Origin of the sequence: Sorangium sp. So ce1014, assembly GCF_051521505.1 — a bacterium.
Taxonomy (GTDB): Bacteria; Myxococcota_A; Polyangia; order Polyangiales; family Polyangiaceae; genus Sorangium.
In genome coordinates this window covers 5,864,382-5,883,595 of record NZ_CP150356.1, presented here as the reverse complement: position 1 = coordinate 5,883,595, position 19,214 = coordinate 5,864,382, and the positions used below count along the sequence as shown (strand labels likewise).

The window sequence follows — 19,214 nt, the reverse complement described above, 5'->3', positions numbered from 1 at the left end:
AAGGGTGGCGACGCCGCCCCCGCCATGGCGGCGCCATCTCCGCAGCGCATGCCTCACCCCGGAACCCTCGCTGTTGGACCCATCCGCGCCCCCGGCACGCGATCTGCCAGGTGCGCGGCGTATGGGAGACGCCGACATCACCTTGCGCCACATCGCCCGGAGATGCCCCGGAGACCTGGCGCGCGTGTTCGTCCCCGAGGGGCGCTCCGTCGAGGTCCTCGGGTGGGTCGACACCCAGGTCACGAAGCTCGAGCGACGCCTAGACAAGGCCCTGCGCCTGCGCGTCGGCGGCGAGTTGCGCGTGCTGCACGTCGAGTTCTGCTTCGCGCTGCGCGACGACGTGCCGGATCGGGTCTTCGAGTACCTCGGCTTCCTCTTTGCCGCGCTTCGCACCGAAGCGCCCGGAGAGCCGGTGCCGCCCATCGAGAGCGTCGCCGTGGTCCTCTCGGGCCACCGGCGGCGCCTGCCCGCGACGGGCGAGCGTCGCACGGCCTGGCCGGAGCGGCCGTTCAGCGGCGCGCACTTCCGCATCGACGCGGTCTACCAGCGCACGATCGCCGAGCTCCGGGCGCGCGGCAGCGTGTTCTGGCTGGTGTTCGCCCCGCTGGCCCGCGACGCGACCGCGGCGGCGCTGCGGGAGGTCGTCGCGGAGATCCACGCACGAGCGTCGACCGACGAGGAGCGGGTCGAGCTCTACGCCGCGCTCTTGGTGATGGCGGCCATCGACCCCTGGGGTCACAATCTGCGAAAGGAGCTCGTCATGCTGTTCGACGACAGGGAGACGGAGAAGAAGCTGCTCCGGAGCATGCCGATCATCGGGGAGATGATCCTCGAGGCCGAGCAGCAGGCCGCGCAGCAGGCCGCGAAGAGCGCGGAGAAAGCGGCGGAGAAAGCGGCGGAGAGGGTCATCGCCGAGCTCCTCGGCCGCCTCTTCGCGCGGCGGGTGGGGCGCCGGCCGACGACCGAGGAGGAGCGCTCGATCGTCGAGCGCGCACAGGCGATCGGACCGGGCGAGGTCGAGGACGCCTTGCTCGATCTCGATGGCGACGCGCTGGTGCGCTGGCTCGCGGAGCCGATGCGCCGGTGAAGCGCTTCCCTTGACCCGCCCCTGACCGTGGTCGCCCGCCTGCTCCTCAGCCTCCGCGGCGCCGCGAGTCGCCCGCCCTGCTCCCGCGCCGCGAGCGCCCGAGCGCGTGGTGGAGCCCGCTCTGGAGCGAGCTCAGCGTGACGATCTCCCGGAGATCGATGCCGATACCCACCATCGTCTGCGCCACCTCGGGGCCGACGCCGGTGAGGATGACCTCCGCGCCGAGCAGCTTGACCGCCTGAGCCGCCCTGAGCAGCGAGTCCGCGATCTCGGTGTCCACCACCGGCACGCCGGTGACGTCGAGGATGACCGTGGCCGCGCGCTGCGCCACCACCCCGCGCAGCAGCCGCTCCAGCAGCTGCTCGATGCGCACCCGGTCGAGCCGCCCGACGAGGGGCATCACGAGGATCCCCGCGTCGAGCGGGATGAGCGGCGTCGAGAGCTCCCGGATCGTCGCCTCCTGCGCGTCGATCATCTGCTCTTGAAGCGCCGCCCGCTCCGCCTCGGCCCGCCGGAGCTCGGTCACGTCGTACCCCTCGGCGATCACGAGGACGCTCTCGCCCGACACGTCGAGGATCGGCTTCATCTTGAGGTCGAGCGTGGCCACGCGCCCGCCCGTGCCGCGGATCTCCAGCTCGCACGAGGTCGGCTCGCCCGACGCGGCCCTCTGCGCGCACGCCTTCACCCGCTCCTCCACGCCCGGCGCGCCGCCCCAGAACGGCGCGCGCCAGAGCGGCTCGCCGCGCCCGTCCTCCGGACGAGCCCCGATGAAATCGGCCATCGTCCGGTTGCGTTCGAGCAGCTCTCCCCTCGGGGTGAGCAGGCTGATGAAGATCGATGTCTCGTCGAAGATCGCTCGAAACTTCTGCTCGCTCTCGCGCAGCGCCTGCTCGCGCCTCAGCTGCTCCGTGAGCGGGCGCGAGAAGGCCGAGAAGAACTTCTCGTCACCGCTGCGGACGAGGTGAGAGCTGACCTCGACGTCGATCAGGTGGCCGTCCTTGTGGATGTGCCTCGTGATGAACCGGAGCGCCCCCTTCGCCTTGATCTCCTCGATGATCGCGGCGACCTCGTGGGGCGATTGCGCGTCGATCTGGCCGATGTTCATCGTCAGGAGCTCGCTCCGCTCGTAACCCACGATGCGGGCGAAGGATGGATTGCAGTCGAGGATCTCGCCGTTCATCCCGACGACGTGGAATCCCTCGACGGCCGCCTGCAGGATCAGCCGCGTCCGCTCCTCCCGGCGCCCCAGCTGCTCATGCAGCCTGTCAACCTCCTTGCGCAGTCCGGCGTTCTCCACCCGGAGCCGCTCGATGCTGTCGTGATCTGTCGCCACCTTCGGTCTTCCTCCCGTCATCCGTGCCGCGGCCGCCCACGCCCGGCCGAGGGCCGCTCTCCCCCTCGCGCGCCGCGATGAAGAGGACGATAGCCCATCTTGACGCCGCACCGAGCGCTCGCCGGCCCGCGCGCGCTCTTTCGACCCGCGCCCGCGCGCTCCGCAGCGGACAACCTCTGCAGAGCGGATGACACCTGCGACGGCGCGGCCCCGGGGTACGGCTCGGCTGCCCGCGCGCGCGACGAGGCGGCGGCGGACGATCAACCGCCGCGCCGGGAGCGCCGCCGGCGCGCGAGGCGAGGCGCAGCCCCGGCGACCCGCGACGGCACCGCCCGCAAACGCCCGGGCTCTGCCGGACGGTGTGGTCTGGATTACGCCTATTGAGTTCGAGTCAACAGATGGGATGTGCGTGCGATCACGCTGATTGTTGACACTTCCCGTGCCAGGGAGTCCAATGTTTGCCTCGCAACATGGCGATCAAGGAAACGCGAAGGCATGGGATCCTCGGACAGCACCCCTCGATGTGAGCGCGCCGAGCTGGTGGGGCGCCTCGGGCGGACGCTCGGCAGCGCCGCGGCGGCGGAGATCGTCGACCGGGCGGGCGAGCGGCTCGCGCTGGAGGGCGCGCTCTTGCCGCTCGACGACGCGTACGACGTGCTCGAGCCGCCGGCGGCGATGCCCGGCGGGATCGGCACCGCGGCCAGCGTCGCGCGGGCCGAGCTGCGCGTCGCCTCGGTCCGGCGCCGGCTGGAGCAGCGGAATCGGCGGTAGACCCGGGGGGGCCCGCGGCGGGGCCGGAGCGACTCGAGAGGAACTTCATGTCTTCGGAATCAGCAAGTCGACCTATCCTCGTCGTGGACGACAATCCGGACATCCATGGATTGATGGAGCGGATGCTCGTGCCCAGGCCGATCCACGATCCGGAGATGATCCGCGGGCTGCAGGCCCTCGAGTCGCGCCTGTTCGGGGCCGAGCCGCCCGAGGAGGAGCCGGACCCCCTTCACGGGCTCAGGTTCACCATTGAATCGGCCCACTCGGGCATGGATGGGATCGCGCTCGTCAGGGCCAGTCCGCGCAGGTATTTCCTTGCCTTCGTCGACATGCGGATGCCGCCGGGGCTCGACGGTATCCAGACGATCAAGGGGATCTGGAGCGTCGCGCCGGACATCTACACGGTCATCTGCACCGCCTACTCGGACTACAGCTGGGATGAGATCGCGATCGAGCTCGGGTGTCCGCCGAACCTGCTCATCCTCCGCAAGCCGTTCGAGGCCATCGAGGTCCGGCAGATCGTCACCACCATCGCGCGGATGTACGATTCGCTCGCCGGCGTGAGGACGTCGGTGAGCCAGCTGGAGGAGGAGCTCGTGATCGCGATGGAGAGCGTCTCGCAGCTCGAGGAGCGGTCGAGGGCGCTCCTCGCCGAGATCGCCGATCCGTGCCTGCTGCTCGACAGCGCGGGGGAGATCCTCGGCGCCAACCCGAGCGCTCACGACCTGTTCGGCGTGGACGAGAAGCGCCTTTACGGGCGCGACGTCGCGTCGGTGCTCGTCGACGTGCAGGCCCCGCTCCCGGCCGCGCGCGCGGTCGCGCGGAGCCGCCTCGTCTGCCCGCGCAGCCGCGCGCTCGAGGCCAGCGTCACGCTGACCCCGCTCAAGACGCAGCCCGGCGCGGGGGTCGAGTTCATCGCGCGGATCCGGGTGACCCAGGACGCGTGAGCGCGCCGCCAGCTCCGGCGCTGGGGCGCCGGGCGCTGGCACGTTATTTTCTACCTCCTCGCTCCAGCATCGATCCACGGTCGATTCGCCTCCAGCCGGATGCGGCGCCGTGGCACTCTTTGGCACAGGAGCGAAACCCATGACAGTCCATCGTCTTTCTTGGTTCCACCTCGGCAGCCTGCTCTCGCTCGCCGTCTCCCTCCCCGGGGCCCTCGCGGGCTGCGACATCACCCTCGTTGACGGGACCTGTGAAAGGGATGGGATCGTCTACCACCCTGGCGACTCGTTCCCGGACAGGGACGGGTGCAACAGCTGCTACTGCACCGAGGATGGAAGTGTCGAGTGCACCCTCGTGGCCTGCGTCTCCGGCTGCACCTACGAGGGCGTCGACCACGCCCCCGGCGCGTCGTTCCCCGCCTCGGATGGCTGCAACACCTGCACGTGCGACCCCTCCGGCAGCGGCAATGTCGGCTGCACGAAGATCGCGTGTCATGCCTGCGAGCCGGGGGAGGAGATGCCGGCGGGCGACGGCTGCAACACCTGCACGTGCGACGCGGACGGCAACCTTGCCTGCACGGACGCCTATTGCCCGGAGACCTGCACCTACGGTGGCGCGAGCCACGAATCGGGGGACGTGTTCCCGGCGGACGATGGCTGCAACACCTGCACGTGCCACGTGGACGGCAACGTCATCTGCACGGACGCTGGCTGCCCGGAGACCTGCACCTACGGCGACGCGAGCTACGAGCCGGGCGGCTCGTTCCCGTCGCTCGACGGCTGCAATACCTGCACGTGCCTGGCCGGCGGCGACGTCGCGTGCACCGAGCGCGCCTGCGCGTGCGACCCGAAGACCGAGTGGTGGCGCAGCTACGTGGGCAGCAGCCCGGAGGAGTGCACGCTCATCGACTTCATTTGCCCCGAGAGCACGGCCTACTTCCAGAGCGCGTGCGGCTGCGGCTGCGAGCAGGACGCGAGCTGCCCTCCCTCGTTCAACTGCATGCCGCCCGAGCCGTGCGACGTCGAGGCGATCCAGCAGCGCTGCCCGTATTCCGAGATCGTGTACTGATCTCTGGCCTCGCGCGCCGCGCGCGCATCCCTCCGCCGCGTCACGCGAAGTCTGGGCGCTGGCATCGCTTGATGGGCGGTCCGCCGCCGTGCTTGGCTCACATCGTGCTGCGACATCGGCCCATCCCTCACCCCGGAGCGTCCCCTGGAAGATGGCATCCACGCTGCACTGCGGGGGCGGGCTGGAATCGATTCCCTGTTTCTTTTGCCGGATCACAGGTTCCCGCGCCTCGTCGCCCGGCTCGTGATGATCGACAGGGGCGATCCTGGGGATCACCGGAGGGCGATCCCCAGGATCGCCCGAGGGGGTGATCGGGTGGATCACCCGCTCGGGCGCGATCGCCGCGCGCGCTGCGCTCATCGCTCCACGAAGGCCAGAAACGGCGCTCGCTGAAGGTCGCCGGCCACAGGCCTGCTCCTTGCGATGCAGCGGGTCAACCCTCGCGATCGGCGACGCTGCGCTGAAACGGCCGGCGGGGCTGCCTGCGAGACACCCCCTGCGAACTGCAAAGGAGCACTGCCATGTCGCACCAACTCGGCATCATCCCTGGTTCATTGCTGTCCCTGGTCCTCGTCGCCGCGGCCGTGAACGCGAGCGGATGCGTCGCGGAGGCCTCGCTGGACGAGGACGACTTCGACAGCCAGGAAGCGGCGCTCTGTGCGAGCGCATCGGGCTGGGCCGAGGGCGTCGCGTACACGGTCGGATCGGTCGTGAACTACGGCGGCAGGTCCTACTCATGCAGGCAGAGCCACACGAGCCTGGCGGGCTGGACGCCCTCCGCCGTGCCCGCGCTCTGGCTGGAGACGGGGACCTGCTCCAGCTCGAGCAGCACCAGCGCCAGCTCGGGTGGCAGCGGCGGAGGAGGCGGCGGCGGCGGCGGCGGGTGTAGCTACCCCGCATGGCAGCGGGGCAAGAGCTACCGCACGGGCGATATCGTGGTCTTCAACGGGTCTCCCTACATCGCCGAGCACGATAACCCCGGCTACGACCCGACGATCAGCACATGGTTCTGGGACCCCCACGCCGGCTGCGGTGGGGGCGGTGGCGGTGGCGGTGGCGGCAATGGTGGTGGTGGTGGCGGCGGCGGCGGCGGCGACGGGTTCGGCGCGATCCTGAGCGAATCGGTGTTCAACACCATGTTCCCGGGCCGCAACCCGTTCTACACGTACCGGGCGCTGATCGCCGCGGCGTCGACCTTCCCCGGGCTCGCCACCACGGGCGACGCCGACACCCGCAAGCGGGAGGTCGCGGCCTTCCTCGCCAATGCCTCGCACGAGACCGGCGGGCTCGTGTACGTCGAGGAGATCGCGAAGGCGCAACTCTGCGATACCTCCTGGGGTCCGCCGGGCTGCAGCTGCGCACCGGGCAAGTCGTACTACGGGCGCGGACCGATACAGCTCTCCTGGAACGGCAACTACTGCGCTGCTGGCAACGCGCTCGGGTTGCCCCTCCAGAGCAACCCGGACCTTGTCGCGCAGGACGCGAACGTCGCGTGGCGTACGGCCTTCTGGTTCTGGACCACGCAGACCGGCGCCGGCACCAGGACCGCGCACGACGCCATGGTCACAGGCGCCGGATTCGGCGAGACGATCCGTACCATCAACGGAGCGCTGGAGTGCAACGGCCGCAACCCCGCCCAGGTGCAGAGCCGCGTGGACAGATACATGCAGTTCACGCGCCTCCTCGGCGTGAGCCCCGGGAACAACACCGGCTGCTGAGCTGCCCCGGCGCCTCATCGCGGTGATGGAACACCGTGTGCAGCACGCCGGATCGCACACCGCATGGCCACACTGCAGCAGGCAAGGTGGCCGTCAGCCTTCATTCTTCTCCACTTAGACAGGGAATATCTACCATGTTGCTCAATTCTGCTACCACGGTTTCTGGGCTGTCATTCATCCTCGTCGCCATCGCCACGAGCGGCGTCGGATGCCTCGGTGCTGGTTCGCCGCAGGACGAGATCGACGTCGAGCAGAACGAGTCTGCCGTGTGCGCAGGCGCTCCGGAATGGCGGAGCGGGCAGTGGTACGACGAGGGGACCGTCGTGAACTACGAGGGGTCGGTCTACATCGCCGAGCACGGCAACCCCGGCTATAGCCCCACCATCAGCACGTACTTCTGGGAGCCGTACACGGGCTGCAACGACAGCCCGGGCCCCGTCGACGAGGCGTGCAGCTACCCGCAATGGACAGAGGGCGCGTGGTATGACGAGGGGGCCGTCGTGAGCTACGAGGGGTCGGCCTACATCGCCGAGCACGGTAATCCGGGCTATATCCCGACCGTCAGCACGTACTTCTGGGAGCCGTACGCAGCCTGCAGCGACAGCCCCGACCCCGATCCCACCCCAGGCCCGATCGGCGCGCTGCCCGCCAAGGTCGTCGGTGGCTATTATCCCAACTGGACGCCGTCGCCCGTCCGCATCCGCGACGTCAACAGCAACTACAACGTGATCTACCTCTTCGCCGCGACGCCCGTGGGCGGGTCGCCCGGCACGACGGGCGCCGTCACCTGGACGCCGCCGGGCGATGGCAGGGGAGCGGCGACGAACCTCAAGGCAGACATCCAGTACGCGCGGACGACCCAGGGTCGCAAGATCATCCTGTCCGTCGGCGGCGCCGGCGCTGGCATGAGCTTCCCGAATCGCACGAAGTCGCAGACCTTCGTCGATAGCGTGGTCGGGATCTACAACGACCTGGGTGGGTTCGACGGCATCGACTGGAACACCTTCGAGGCCGATCAGGCGCCCGACACCGCCGAGATGAAGTGGATCAGCCTGGAGCTGAAGCGGCGCTATCCGGGCTTCCTCATCACCTCGCCTCCGGCCCCCTGGAACAACCGCGACAAGACGTTTTGCAAGGAGATGGTGGAGGCCGGCGCCATGGACTACGCGGCCCCGCAGTATTACGACGGTCCCGATCTGGACCAGCAGTCTTATATCGTCAACAACGTGAACGAGTGGGTCGGGCTGCTCGGCCCGACGCACGTCGTCGTGGGGTTCGGGATCTGGGACCAGCCGAACTACATGTCCGTCGACGAGGCGATCCCCACGTGGAACCAGATCGAGAGCAACCACCCGACGCTCCGCGGCGCGTTCGACTGGCAGATCCACACCGACGAGAGCCTCGGGTGGCCCTTCGCCAACCGCGTCGGACCGCTGGTCCAGTAGCGAGACGCCATCGCGAGGGCGCCGGGCCGGGCCGGGCCGCCGCGCTACCGGCGCGGGTCCGTTGTTGACGCTGCCGGTGGAGCGCCTCCGAGGGTCGGTGAAGCGCCTCGGAGGCCGGGTGGACCCCCCAGATCCCCGGTATCGGTCGCGGACAGCGGTCGAGGTCGCAAGAGACGCTTCAGAAGGACGGGTAACAGCTCTTGCCGTCGGTGGTGATCGGTTTGTCCTCGGGCTCGGCCTGCGTGAGGTCGATGGCGTGGAGATCCGTCACGTCGTCATGGCGCAGGCAGTAGACGAGGGACGTCGCGTCGGGAGCGATCGTCACGCTCGACATGTAGGTGCCGGGCTCGGCGAGCACGAGGGGGGATATCATGGCTGTGGCCATGTCGTAGGCCAAGAGGGCGCTCGTCTCTACCGTGGTGTCGTTGACCGGAATATCGATGGTTCCGACGAAGACAAAGCCGCTGCCGTCGCCGACCCAGCTCGCCGTCGTGAGGGAGGGCCGCACTTGGCCTGCGCCGTAGCCCTCATCCACGAGCTTCCTGGGGTTGGTGCCGCCCGTGCCCGGATAGAGGAAGATGCCCTGATCTTCCGAATTCACGCACACGCTGTGAACGAGGAGGATCTCGCCGGTGGCCGGGTTGACCGAAGGTTCTATGACCGTGCAGCTCGACACCGCGGGGAAGAGCTCCGGCAAGCCACCTCCCGCGGGTACGCGCCACGGGGAAGAGCCGCCTTGGAGGCTTGTCCCCTCGTACCACCAGTTGCCAAAGTCATAGAGAATGCCGGTGCCATCGGCCGTGAACATCGGTGCGTCCACCGAGATTTCGAAGCCCGTAAGGCCCCCGTTGTCGTTGGGAAACACCGGCGTGAGGCGGCGGAAGTCGGTCCCGTCGGTGGCGAGGCTCCAGAGGCGGCGGGTCGCGATGTGGGTGTCGTTGTCTGCCTTGGTGGGGCCGTAGAGCGAAGCGAGGACGATGCGGGTGCGGTCGGGCGAGAGGGTGTGGCCCCAGATCTCCCAACCTTCACTACCGTCGCCGCGCAGATCGGTGACTACGCGCTCGGCGCCGGTCGCGAAGTCTCGCGCGATGAGATGATCGTGATCGGCCGTCTCTGCGCGCACGTAGAGAAACGTGCCGGCCGGGAGGGCACTCGCGCCGGTGGACGAGCCGCCGCTGCCGGAGGAGCCCGTGCCGCCCGATGTGCCCGTGCTGCCGGAGGAGCCGCTCGGGCCAGCGCCCCCGCCGCCGGAGGTGCCCGCGCCGCCGGAGGTGCCCGTTGTGCTGGTGGACGACGCGCTCTCGGGCGTGCACGCCAACGTCGAGCCCGCGGCGATCGCAACGAGACCGAAAACTAGCCAACTGTTCTTCGTCGGAATCATGTGACCAGCGTAACAAGTTCTGCTCGCGCAAACTCGTCTTTCTCTCCGGCTGGATCTCAGGCTCGACCCTGTGCTCTCGACGCTTCCCCCGGCGTCAGCCCTCAGTCCTCGATGCGCAGCACGAGCCCCGCTGGCGCTGCTCATCGAGTGTTACTGAGCACCGTCGTTGATGCCGATAGTGCGCTGCTCGGTCCAGCTCCTTGATGGCGGGGCGCCCGACCCCCCGCAGAGCATCATCGCCGATGCGGATCAGGCTCGATGGCGGCGTTGTCCCGGGCGGCAAGCGGCCACGGCGTTCCCCGACGATGCATTGTGCCATGACGGATAGATTTCTCAGCGTAGCTCCTGCTGAGCACGATGGCGCCGGCCGGATGCAGGAGCACAGGAAAAGTGAGATCGCGCATTCCGCTCACCTCTCGAAAATTACCAGAACGAGTCTGAGCATAACCGCGAGAATTGAGGGACCCCCGCGCACGGAGATGGAGGGACGCGCGACCCTGCGCGGCCGCGACCCGACCCAGGTTGCGCGACCCGGGATCGCACGAGGCGCGGGAGCGCTTCGTGCTGCACCTTTTACCAGCTCACGCCGCGGGGAGAGGTTGTGCGTTTGAGCGTCCATGCGGAGTGCGCGCCTCCCGAGCCCGCTGCAGACGAAAGGGCCGGATGCGCTGCGTAGCCCCGCTCAGTCGTCGTGCGCCACGGTGATGACGACGGCGCCTTTCTTGTGATCTTGCTCGACGTACCGGTGGGCTTCGACGATCTGATCGAGTGGATAGCGCCGAGCGATGACGGGCCGCAGGAACCCGTTGTCGACGAGCTCGGCCAGCTCCTCAAGATCGCGCGCCACGAATTCCGGTGTCCCATCGTCGACCGAGATCGAACGGCCACCGGGCGCGAGCGCGTTCGAGCCCTCAGCCGAGCGCCCCTCCGCCATCGACCACGCTCGCGGGCAAGCCCCGCGCGGGGGCGCGCAGCGCAGGATCGTCGCCCGAGAGCTGGGGCAGCATCGCGACGAACGCCCAGTCCTGCGCGCCCGAGTCGTCGAACGTCAGGTGAATGCGGTCGCCGTCGCGCTCGAACGTGATGGAGAACAGCGCACGGTCGAGCGCGGCGTCGTCCGACGTCGTCGTGAACTGATCCTCGTAGTCCTCCTCGACGAGGAACTCGCCCGACGCCGCCGCGCGCGCCTGCGGATCGTCCACGCGCACCGCCAGCCGCGGCAGGTCGGTGCAATGCACCGCGCCGAGCCCGCGCAGCAGCACCGCACGCAGCCACGCGCCGCCGAGATCGAAGCCGCCGCCCCAGAAGAACACGAGGCGATCGACGCAGAGCACGTTCGCCTCGTCGTTGAACAGCCCCTTGAGCATGAACCGCGACGTTGCGTCGCCCGGCCACGGCACGCCGTGCCGCCGACCGAGCTCGACCAGCGGCGCGGGCACGGCGCCCTCGCTCCACGGCGCATCGGCGGTCTCCTCGTAGGTGACGTAGTCCGCGACGAGCCGCCGCAGCTCCGCCTCCGCCTGCGCCGCCGCGGCGACCGTCGAGAACTCCGCTGCCTGCATCACGACGTGGCTCATGCGTGCAGTGTATACGAGTCCGCGGGGCGACCGCGAGGAAACCGCCTGTTCGCGGGGCGCCGGCGGTCATGGTGAGGGGGGCGCACTGGCCAGGGCTCAGGCCGGGGACATGGCCGTTGCCGACATGGGTATCGGAGGGGGTCACGGTCCGGTCCGGCGACAGCAGCACCTCGACGCTCGTGTCGCCGCAGGGGGTCGTGCCCTGGTCGCAGGAGGATAGCCCGCGCAGAGCCATTCCGACCTGTACGCGACCTCGGCGATGAGAGCCTTCGTCGCAGCTCGTCAGCGCGAGCCGCGATGCCCTTTCGGAGCCGCCCCGGGGGCGCCGTAGCGCAATCCGTCGATCAACAGGTCGACCATGCGCCGGCTGTGGAGCGCTCCGTCCTCCCCGGTGGCGGTGGCGAGGTTGCCCACCGCACGCAACAGGTCGTACGCCGCGACGTCGTCGCGGATCTGACCGGCTGTCACCGCGGCGTCGAGCAGCGACTGCAGGGCTGGCTCGTGGGTCTGCCGGAAGTAAGCAGGCAGACTATCGAAAGCTGGATCACCGGAGTGCAGGGCCGCGGCGAGTCCACGTTTTGTCGCGATGAAGCTGGTGTATCGCCGTAGCCAGCGCGCCAGGGCTTCGTCCGGCTCGTGCTGGCGCGCCAACGCGGGAGCGGCGGCCGCGCAAGCGTCGATCTCGCGTCGAAACACGGCCGCGACAAGGTCGGAGCGCTGCGGGAAGTGACGGTAGACCGTCGCGACACCGACGCCTGCCCGCGCGGCGATCTCACGCACGGGGGCGTCCACGCCCGAGGTGCTGAACACGGCCTTGGCCGCTTCGAGCAGCGCGTCGAGGTTGCGCTGGGCGTCGGCGCGCACGCTGCGTGCCGCGGGGGCCTCCGCCTCGGGCTTCTTGGCTCTCGCGGAGGGTTTCACGTCGTCCCCGCCTCGGTCGGATCCTGCTGGCGGAACAGCTCCGGCGTGAGCTGCGGCGCTCTTCGAAGACTTTCGAGTCAAGACGGGCAAAGTGTAGCGCCAAGCGACGCTCGATCACCAGGGGATCGGACCGCTGGCGCTCGAAAACGTGCCCGTCGGACCGTTCGCGTCAAGCAGCGCGAGGCGTACCGGCTCACGCGCGGCCTGTTCGACGGTCTGCGTGCCCTCGAAGTTGTTGAGGGCCGTCGCGGTGAAACCCGGGCACGCGGCGTTGACCTTGATGTTCGTCTTCTCGAGCTCAATCGCGAAGCTGAGCGTGATCGCGTTGAGGGCGGTCTTCGAGGCGGTGTAGACGACGCCGAACATCTCGCGGATAGGATTGGCTGGGTTCGCGTTGCTCGTCAGCGAGCCGGCGCCGCTCGATACGTTGACGATGCGCGCTGCCGGCGCTTCACGAAGGAGTGGCAGCATCGCTTGCGTGACGGCGAGGACGCCGAACACGTTCGTCTCGAACACCGTGCGCACCTCATCGAGAGACGCGACGCTCGCGCGGCTCGACTTCCCTATCTCGTGGAGTGGGGTGCCTGGCTTTCCCGCATGGGAGATGGCCGCGTTGTTCACCAGCACGTCGAGACGGCCGAGCTCGGTCCGGATGCGCTCCGCGGCTGCGGCGATGGAGGCCTGATTCGCGACGTCGAGCTGGAGAGCGCGGGCATCCGCTCCGACGCTCTTCGCGGCGGTCTCCCCGTGCTCGAAATTGCGTGACCCGACGAGCACGGTGAAGCCGTGCGCCGCGAGATCCTTCGCGATTTGAAGACCGATTCCTTTTGTAGCGCCGGTGACCAGGGCGACGGGGCTGTTTTGCATGGCGGTTCCTATTCTTGTCTACGATCTGCCGTGTCATGGTCGACGATACGGAACGGTGTTCCGTTTGTCAAGGCGCTCGCGCCCGCCCGCACATGTCGAGCCGATCATGCACGCAGAGCTGGCGGTGCACGTCGAGGCGGCCACGAGAGGCAGGATCGCTCGCCACGGCCCTCGCCCGCTTCCAGGCCGCGCCCGTCGGAGCGGGCGGGCCATGAAGTCAGCAAAACTTGCTGACGCGGCAAGACTTGCTGTCCCCCCCGGAGCGCCTCGCGCAAGGCTTGCTGTGTCACCGTCAACCTGCGACCGGAGCGAGCGCGGGGCGAGGGCGTAGGAGCGCTGTGGAGCGGGGCGTTCAGCCCGGTGGCACAGCGTCTGCTCAGGCGCACTGGCCAGCGTTGCCGCAGCGCCGCGGCCCCGCCGTCCGGCAAGGACGCCGGCGCCCCCGCGGTGGCTGCGCCCAGCGACGAACGCAGAGACAGGAGGCATCCCTTGAGACTCATTTCCCCTCTCGCCCTCGTGAGCATCACCTCGGCGGCCGTGGCCGCGTCTGGCTGCGTGGCCCCGGAGAACGACGAGCCGCTCGCGTCGGTGGCGCAGCCGGCCGTCGATGCGGGCGAGCGCCAGCATTCCCCGGTGTACGTCAAGAACTGGCCCACGACCGACGGACGTACCCAGTGGTCGAACGTCGTCATCGTCAACCCGAGCGCGCAGCCAGTCTCGGTGAGGCTCGTGGTCCACCCGACCGACGGAGGCCCGCTCCTCGGCGTCGTCTCGAAGACCATCGCGGGCTTCGCGACGTACAACGCATACGGCGACCCCGCCTGGAACGGCATCGCCGAGAGCGACCCGGCGAGTCACCGCTCGCTCGGGTGGATCGAGCTACAGTCCAGCGCGCCCGTCGTCGCTTCGCACCGGATCACCATCCGCGACGGGAGCACGTACGACGCGCCCGCGCGCCTCTTCGAGGACGAGCCGTTCATCAAGAGCCCGTCCACCCGTCTGCTGTCGAGCTACTTCCTGAAGAACTGGCCCGCGTCGGGCAACAAGACCCAGTGGTCCAACATCCATGTCGTCAACCCAGGACCCGTGGCCGCCCACATCACGATCAAGGTCCACAGGAACGACGGGAGCGGCGTGCTCGCGACGCTCTCGCGCACCGTGCCGGGCACGGGGGCGTGGGGCTCGTACGGCGACGCCGGCTGGCTCGCGATCCCGAACACCGACGTCGCGAACACCGGAGCGTACGGGTGGGTCGAGGTGACGTCTGACCAGCCCGTCGTCGCGAGCAACCGGATCTCCCTGCGGACGGGCGCCACGTACGACGCGCCCCTGTTCCTCCTCGACGACCTGGCGTTCACGCCCTCGACGTCGACCGACCTTGCCGGGAGCTTCTTTCTGAGGAACGTCTCCGCGACAGGGACGCTGACCCAGTGGTCGAACCTCGTCGTCAACAACCCGAGCCCGACGCCGACGGACGTCGTGGTCACCGTGCACCGGACCGACGGCGGGCCCGATCTCGCGTCGTTCACGAGGACGATCCCGGCGATGGGGGCGTGGAACGCCTACGGCGACCCGGGCTGGAACGGCATCCCGGACAGCACGCCGGGCCGCTCCATCGGCTGGGTGGAGATCCACGCGAGCAGCCCTGTGTTCGGGACCAACAGGGTCATCCTCCGCGAGGGGAGCGCGCCGAGCGCGCCCGTCGCGCTGCTCGACGAGGAGCCGCTCGTCCAGGCGACGGAGAACAGCCTCTTCAGCTCGCTCTACCTCAAGAACTGGCCTGCTGGATCCGCCGCGCGCCGGCGCTCGACTACGTCTGGGGCAGCGCGAACCCCGCGGTCGAGGGGTGGCCCGCGGCGGGGTCGTCCGTGACCTGGAGGGCCCACGTCCGCAACCGGTCGAGCGCGGCGGCGACCGCCGTCCCGTACCGCTGGTCGATCCACGGCGCGGTCGCCGCGACAGGCACGGTGAATGTGCCGGCCAACGGCACAGCCACCGTCGATCTCCCCTGGACCTGGAGAGGCGCCGAGCGGCGTGCTGGACCGGATCCGGCTCGACAAGGTCGTCGTGGTGCCCGACGACGCCCTGCCGCTCGCGGGAGGGTACCCGACCAACAACCCGAACCTGAACGACAGGACGGTCGACCTGCAATGGGGGTTCCCGAACGACGCATCGATCGGGACGTTCTACGGGGACCACGCGACGCGGAGCTCGAGCAACCCGTTCTACTACGAGGCGTCGCTGCTCCACGAGCTCGGCCACGCGCGTTACCTCGTCGACGTCTACGGGTTCAACGTCCACGTCTCGGCGGGTAACCGGATAGACATCCTCGAGAACGGCGCCCCCATCGTGGGCACCCCGTACATGCCGTACGTGAACAGCTGGCGCGATGCGGTCCGCTACACGCCGTACACCGGGCTGATGAACGGCAATGGCCCGACGGTCGACCGCCACAGCGCGGTGGCGCTGAACCTGATCCGCGGTCGCCGCGCCACGCTCGGCAACTACAATGCACCGGGGAACCTCGGCGCCTACCTGAACGACCTGCCGGCGCAGAACGAGCTCACGGTGAGGGACGCGAGCGGCGCGGCGCTGCCGGGCGCGAGCGTCAGGATCTACCGCGCCGGGCCCGGGGAGGGGTGGTACGCGAAGGTCTACGACAACACGGCGGACATGAGCTTGACCGCCGACGCGGCGGGCAAGGTGCTGCTCGGCAGGTGCCCGTTCTCCGCGACCGGGGGCATCACCCACACGAACAACCACTCGAACGGGGTCGCGATCGTCCGCGTGCAGTCGGGCGACCGGGTGGGATACGGGTTCATCGAGGCGACGGACTTCAACCTCGAGTACTGGCGCGGGCGCACGGCGCTCGGCCGGCACGAGCTCCGCGTCGCGCTGCGGAAGCAGGGCAGCGCCGTCGGCTCAGTCGACGAACACGCTCCAACAGAGCGCGTTTCGCAGCCTCTGGTCGTCAAGAACGAGGTCTCTGATCTCGTCGGGCAGTAGCTCCCGCTGCCATTGACGTTCGGCTCGTGCAGCCGCGTCCCCTCGGCCCGATGGTGCCGCTTCCCTGGCAGCCCTGATGGCGTACGCCGCAGCCCCTAGCTCATGGGCGGCTACATGCGCCACGGCCACCGCCTGACCCGCCGCGAGGGCGGCGAACCGGGCGGCGGGGGGCGCCTCGCGGCCTGCGGCGTTGGAAGCGAACGCCGCCTTGTGACACTCTCTCATTGTGGCCTCGCCTCGGGTCCAAGCCCGCACCAGCGCGATCGCTCGACGCGGCCGGTCATCGTCTGGCCTGAATTCATCGAAGAACCCCGCGACGTGCTGCGCGCAATCTGCGGCCCAGATTGCCAACGCGTGATGGGTGCGTTCATCCAGGAGCCCTCCGCGGCGGATGGTGATGAACCGTGGGTCACGTTTCTTGGGAAGAATCATGGTGCTCCTCCTTGCCAGCCAACATACCGAGCAGCGGGGGGGCTCGCGTTCACGCGGGGACCCCACCACCGGAGACGCCGGTCCGACCTGAACGACGCTTGGCCTTCTGCCCGCGAGCGCTCGTGACGGTCTCGATCCGCGCGCGAAGCTCCTCCGACCTGTCAAGGATCTCCCGCCACGCGGCGAGCGACGCGAGCGCACCGGCCGGACGCTAGGTGGCGGCCACGGTGATCCAGTTGCCTCCCCGCGCCTCGATCGTGCGCGACCCGCGCGCCGTGCTGAGCCCGGGGATGGTCGCGGATCCGTCGATGGTCTCGGACAAGTTGCCGTCCAACGTGACCGTGTTCGTGCTGGACGACATGTTGTTGAAAGCGATCTGCTCGCCATCGTGCCCGACGGCTGTGGGCAGCGCGACCGTGAACCCGCCGGCTGTCGGATCGCACGGCACGCGCTCGCCGTACGTCGCCGTATACGTCGTGGTGACATTCGCGATCCTGCTGTCGAATCGCGGGGGTACGTACTTGTGATTACAGGGCAGCAGATAGCGACCGGACTGAACCCACGAGCCGCCCGATAGCGTGCCGGCGGTAGAGCCGATGACCGTGCCGGCGATGACCGTTCCGGTGCCTTCGCTGAGCGCGTATTTCGCGGTCATGCCGGCCGGCTCCTTGCCGTCGTAGTAGTCGGCAACCGCCGCCTCTTCCGCGTCTTCGATCGAGAGGCTCGCGCCGTGCCCCACGAGAAACCCCTGGTACAGGCCGAGCGCGCTGGTCAGCGGGGAGATTCCTCCGACTGCCCATCCATCTTGGGACGTGATGGCCGCAGCACTCGTATAGACCCGCTGGAGGTACCGCCCGTTGCAGCAAAGCACGGCTTCCTGTCGAACCGCGTCGAAGAACACGAACACCCGATGCCACCGATACTGTTGCATGACGGCGGTGTAGGCCGCCGGTTGAATGCATGTCCCGGTGCTCTTCCAGTACACGGCGAGGCGACCCAGATTGTGCCCAATCACGCATCCTTCCTGATACGGGTGCTCCTGCTGGAGCATCACATTCAGTTCGCTGGGCAGCGAAAACGGCATGTACCAGACAGCGCAGTAGAACGAATTGGCCCCCGGCGCCAGCGATGCCTGCGTCGGGATGGTGATGCGGTCCGTGGTTGCCCTGAGCTCCACGCACGCCTGCGCGGGACGTCGCACGAAGTCGCGCGGCACGCGGTCGGACGCGTGGCCCGGGCCGACCGCCTGGACGACGGCGCGCCCCAGTCGGTCGCCCATCATCTCGTAGCCGTCCGCCGTGGGATGCACGCCGTCGATGTTCACGGCGGCGGTCAGCGGCGAGGCGACGTCGACGTAGGCCCAGAGCCGCCCGAGCTGCGGGAGGCGCACGTCGCGGAGCCACTCGTTGAACTGCGCCGCCACGGTGTTGCAGTCCTCGTACTCCGCCGCGTTAGGGTAGAACCCGAGGATCGCGGGCCTGTACTTCCTTGCGTTCGGGTTGCCGGCGGCGATCGCGGCGGCGTCAATGCGTGCCTCAAACGCGATCTCTGCCTCCTGGAGCAGCGCAAGCGTGTCCGCGATGGATACTCCAGTATTGATGTTCTGGATGATGTCATTCGTGCCGCCGCTGGCGATGATGTCGGTCGGCGCCGCGTCCCACGTCTGCGCGATCGCCGGGAGCATCTCCACCAGTCCGAGCGACAGGGAGATCGAGCCGGATCCCGCGTCAAGGATCGTGAGCGCCGTGGAGCCGCCATCGTACTGCGACACCTGGAATGTGCCAGCTCCAGCGCCTCCGACGTTGGTGACCCAGTACAGCGGCTGCACGACAGAGAATGTGGGGATCGTGCCAGTGGACGCAGGTGCGAACACTTCGCCGTCGACCAGACCGTTCCCTGGAGCGGTGATGAACCCGGTGCTCGTGTTGACGTTGGTGACGGCCACGGACTGCGTGAGCCGATAACCTGGATATGCGTTGTGCCGCACGTCGCGCGGCGTGAACGCGGGCGCATCGTGAATGTCGGACACGTTCGGATTACGCCCGTTCGTGGCCCCGAGTCCATTCAGCGCACCGAAGCCGCGCCCGACGTTGCGAAAGCGAACGCCATTCTCCGAGAGGACCCGCTGGAACGGCAGGCGCCACCCCATCGCGTAGTCGAGCGACGGTCCGCCGCCGTACACGATGCTGTCGCCGAGGAGGGCGAACACCAGCTTCTGCCGCTGCTGAACCGCCCTGCTGAGCGACTGCGTGACAGCTCGCTCGCGAGACGGGGGGAGCGACAGGTACAGCCTCACTTTCATCGAGTGCGAGTCGCCGGAGATCTGCGTCACCTGCAGCGGCTCGACGTCGCCGACCTCGAGATCTGTCAGGGTGCGCGCCTCACCCTTGGATCCCGTCAATCGCACGATGAGATTGCCAGAGCCGCTCACCACACGGAGCCAGCGCACGCCGTTCGGCACGGTGTGCCAGATGCCCGCGCCGATGGAGACGGTATCGATCTCGACGCCGTCGGCCGCGCTCTGCACGTCATCGTAGGCCATCACGTCCCTCCACGTTCGCCACGGCACGCATCATGCCATGGTGTTCCACGTGTGTCGAGGCCGCCCGGCTAGGCGTTGGGGGCAAGGGTCGTTCAATTCTTGAGCGACGCGCGACGCGTGC

General features: G+C 68.8%; 17 protein-coding genes. 8 read left to right on the top strand and 9 right to left on the bottom strand.

All coding sequences use genetic code 11. From position 1 onward, the window contains the following. Positions 1 to 121 precede the first annotated feature (121 nt). On the top strand, positions 122 to 1,087 hold the full coding sequence (locus WME75_RS22135; protein WP_437494219.1) for a hypothetical protein: 966 nt from the start codon (positions 122 to 124) through the stop codon (positions 1,085 to 1,087). Between the two features lie 46 nt (positions 1,088 to 1,133). Here the strand turns inward: WME75_RS22135 and WME75_RS22130 are convergent, their stop codons facing one another. Continuing rightward, on the bottom strand, positions 1,134 to 2,420 hold the full coding sequence (locus tag WME75_RS22130; RefSeq protein WP_437494216.1) for a PAS domain S-box protein: 1,287 nt from the start codon (positions 2,418 to 2,420) through the stop codon (positions 1,134 to 1,136). Positions 2,421 to 2,915: 495 nt separating this feature from the next. On the opposite strand from WME75_RS22130, the gene WME75_RS22125 reads away from it, so the two are divergent. The 5 genes from WME75_RS22125 (at position 2,916) to WME75_RS22105 (ending at position 8,367) form a co-directional block, all read left to right on the top strand. Continuing rightward, positions 2,916 to 3,191 carry a hypothetical protein gene (locus WME75_RS22125; protein WP_437494213.1) on the top strand — a complete coding sequence of 92 codons (276 nt, stop codon included), beginning with the start codon at positions 2,916 to 2,918 and terminating at the stop codon, positions 3,189 to 3,191. A 47-nt stretch (positions 3,192 to 3,238) separates the two neighbouring features. Continuing rightward, a complete protein-coding gene (locus tag WME75_RS22120; RefSeq protein WP_437494211.1) occupies positions 3,239 to 4,138 on the top strand; it encodes a PAS domain-containing protein in 900 nt (299 codons plus the stop codon). Positions 4,139 to 4,277: 139 nt separating this feature from the next. Then, entirely contained in the window at positions 4,278 to 5,204 is a 927-nt protein-coding gene (locus WME75_RS22115) for a hypothetical protein (protein ID WP_437494208.1), read from the top strand. A gap of 521 nt (positions 5,205 to 5,725) precedes the next feature. After that, the gene (locus WME75_RS22110; protein WP_437494205.1) at positions 5,726 to 6,922 is read left to right on the top strand and encodes a glycoside hydrolase family 19 protein; all 1,197 of its coding nucleotides are present in this window, start codon (positions 5,726 to 5,728) and stop codon (positions 6,920 to 6,922) included. Positions 6,923 to 7,056: 134 nt separating this feature from the next. Beyond that, entirely contained in the window at positions 7,057 to 8,367 is a 1,311-nt protein-coding gene (locus WME75_RS22105) for a glycosyl hydrolase family 18 protein (protein ID WP_437494202.1), read from the top strand. 178 nt (positions 8,368 to 8,545) lie between these two features. On the opposite strand, the gene WME75_RS22100 is transcribed toward WME75_RS22105, so the two are convergent. From WME75_RS22100 to WME75_RS22080, 5 genes are all read right to left on the bottom strand, one after another. Continuing rightward, a complete protein-coding gene (locus WME75_RS22100; protein WP_437494199.1) occupies positions 8,546 to 9,748 on the bottom strand; it encodes a hypothetical protein in 1,203 nt (400 codons plus the stop codon). A 682-nt stretch (positions 9,749 to 10,430) separates the two neighbouring features. Further along, entirely contained in the window at positions 10,431 to 10,682 is a 252-nt protein-coding gene (locus WME75_RS22095) for a zinc-binding dehydrogenase (RefSeq protein WP_437494196.1), read from the bottom strand. Further along, on the bottom strand, positions 10,660 to 11,325 hold the full coding sequence (locus tag WME75_RS22090) for a hypothetical protein (RefSeq protein WP_437494193.1): 666 nt from the start codon (positions 11,323 to 11,325) through the stop codon (positions 10,660 to 10,662). Before WME75_RS22090 ends, WME75_RS22095 begins: the two co-directional genes overlap by 23 nt. Before the next feature lie 282 nt (positions 11,326 to 11,607). Continuing rightward, positions 11,608 to 12,246 (bottom strand): TetR/AcrR family transcriptional regulator, encoded by a 639-nt coding sequence (locus WME75_RS22085; RefSeq protein ID WP_437494191.1) that lies wholly within the window; start codon positions 12,244 to 12,246, stop codon positions 11,608 to 11,610. 114 nt (positions 12,247 to 12,360) lie between these two features. Then, on the bottom strand, positions 12,361 to 13,113 hold the full coding sequence (locus tag WME75_RS22080) for an SDR family NAD(P)-dependent oxidoreductase (RefSeq protein WP_437494188.1): 753 nt from the start codon (positions 13,111 to 13,113) through the stop codon (positions 12,361 to 12,363). 489 nt (positions 13,114 to 13,602) lie between these two features. On the opposite strand from WME75_RS22080, the gene WME75_RS22075 reads away from it, so the two are divergent. After that, positions 13,603 to 14,985: a hypothetical protein gene (locus tag WME75_RS22075; RefSeq protein ID WP_437494185.1), complete on the top strand. Its 1,383-nt coding sequence runs from the start codon at positions 13,603 to 13,605 to the stop codon at positions 14,983 to 14,985. Here WME75_RS22075 and WME75_RS22070 read toward each other — a convergent pair. Continuing rightward, entirely contained in the window at positions 14,924 to 15,109 is a 186-nt protein-coding gene (locus WME75_RS22070; protein ID WP_437494182.1) for a hypothetical protein, read from the bottom strand. The genes WME75_RS22075 and WME75_RS22070 overlap by 62 nt on opposite strands. A gap of 38 nt (positions 15,110 to 15,147) precedes the next feature. Here WME75_RS22070 and WME75_RS22065 point away from each other — a divergent pair, with 38 nt between their 5' ends. Next, complete coding sequence (locus WME75_RS22065) at positions 15,148 to 16,119, top strand: hypothetical protein (RefSeq protein WP_437494179.1); 972 nt, start codon at positions 15,148 to 15,150, stop codon at positions 16,117 to 16,119. On the opposite strand, the gene WME75_RS22060 is transcribed toward WME75_RS22065, so the two are convergent. Together WME75_RS22060 and WME75_RS22055 are read right to left on the bottom strand one after the other, a co-directional pair. Then, positions 16,036 to 16,551 (bottom strand): putative immunity protein, encoded by a 516-nt coding sequence (locus WME75_RS22060; RefSeq protein WP_437494176.1) that lies wholly within the window; start codon positions 16,549 to 16,551, stop codon positions 16,036 to 16,038. The genes WME75_RS22065 and WME75_RS22060 overlap by 84 nt on opposite strands. Before the next feature lie 211 nt (positions 16,552 to 16,762). After that, positions 16,763 to 19,093 carry an SGNH/GDSL hydrolase family protein gene (locus WME75_RS22055; protein WP_437494174.1) on the bottom strand — a complete coding sequence of 777 codons (2,331 nt, stop codon included), beginning with the start codon at positions 19,091 to 19,093 and terminating at the stop codon, positions 16,763 to 16,765. Between the last annotated feature and the right edge of the window lie 121 nt (positions 19,094 to 19,214).

Excerpts from the sequence above, each read along its gene's own strand:
- WME75_RS22135 (WP_437494219.1), top strand. The coding sequence starts at position 122 with ATGGGAGACGCCGACATCACCTTGCGCCACATCGCCCGGAGATGCCCC.
- WME75_RS22125 (WP_437494213.1), top strand. The coding sequence starts at position 2,916 with ATGGGATCCTCGGACAGCACCCCTCGATGTGAGCGCGCCGAGCTGGTG.
- WME75_RS22120 (WP_437494211.1), top strand. The coding sequence starts at position 3,239 with ATGTCTTCGGAATCAGCAAGTCGACCTATCCTCGTCGTGGACGACAAT.
- WME75_RS22115 (WP_437494208.1), top strand. The coding sequence starts at position 4,278 with ATGACAGTCCATCGTCTTTCTTGGTTCCACCTCGGCAGCCTGCTCTCG.
- WME75_RS22110 (WP_437494205.1), top strand. The coding sequence starts at position 5,726 with ATGTCGCACCAACTCGGCATCATCCCTGGTTCATTGCTGTCCCTGGTC.
- WME75_RS22105 (WP_437494202.1), top strand. The coding sequence starts at position 7,057 with ATGTTGCTCAATTCTGCTACCACGGTTTCTGGGCTGTCATTCATCCTC.
- WME75_RS22100 (WP_437494199.1), bottom strand. The coding sequence starts at position 9,748 with ATGATTCCGACGAAGAACAGTTGGCTAGTTTTCGGTCTCGTTGCGATC.
- WME75_RS22095 (WP_437494196.1), bottom strand. The coding sequence starts at position 10,682 with ATGGCGGAGGGGCGCTCGGCTGAGGGCTCGAACGCGCTCGCGCCCGGT.
- WME75_RS22090 (WP_437494193.1), bottom strand. The coding sequence starts at position 11,325 with ATGAGCCACGTCGTGATGCAGGCAGCGGAGTTCTCGACGGTCGCCGCG.
- WME75_RS22080 (WP_437494188.1), bottom strand. The coding sequence starts at position 13,113 with ATGCAAAACAGCCCCGTCGCCCTGGTCACCGGCGCTACAAAAGGAATC.
- WME75_RS22060 (WP_437494176.1), bottom strand. The coding sequence starts at position 16,551 with ATGATTCTTCCCAAGAAACGTGACCCACGGTTCATCACCATCCGCCGC.
- WME75_RS22055 (WP_437494174.1), bottom strand. The coding sequence starts at position 19,093 with ATGGCCTACGATGACGTGCAGAGCGCGGCCGACGGCGTCGAGATCGAT.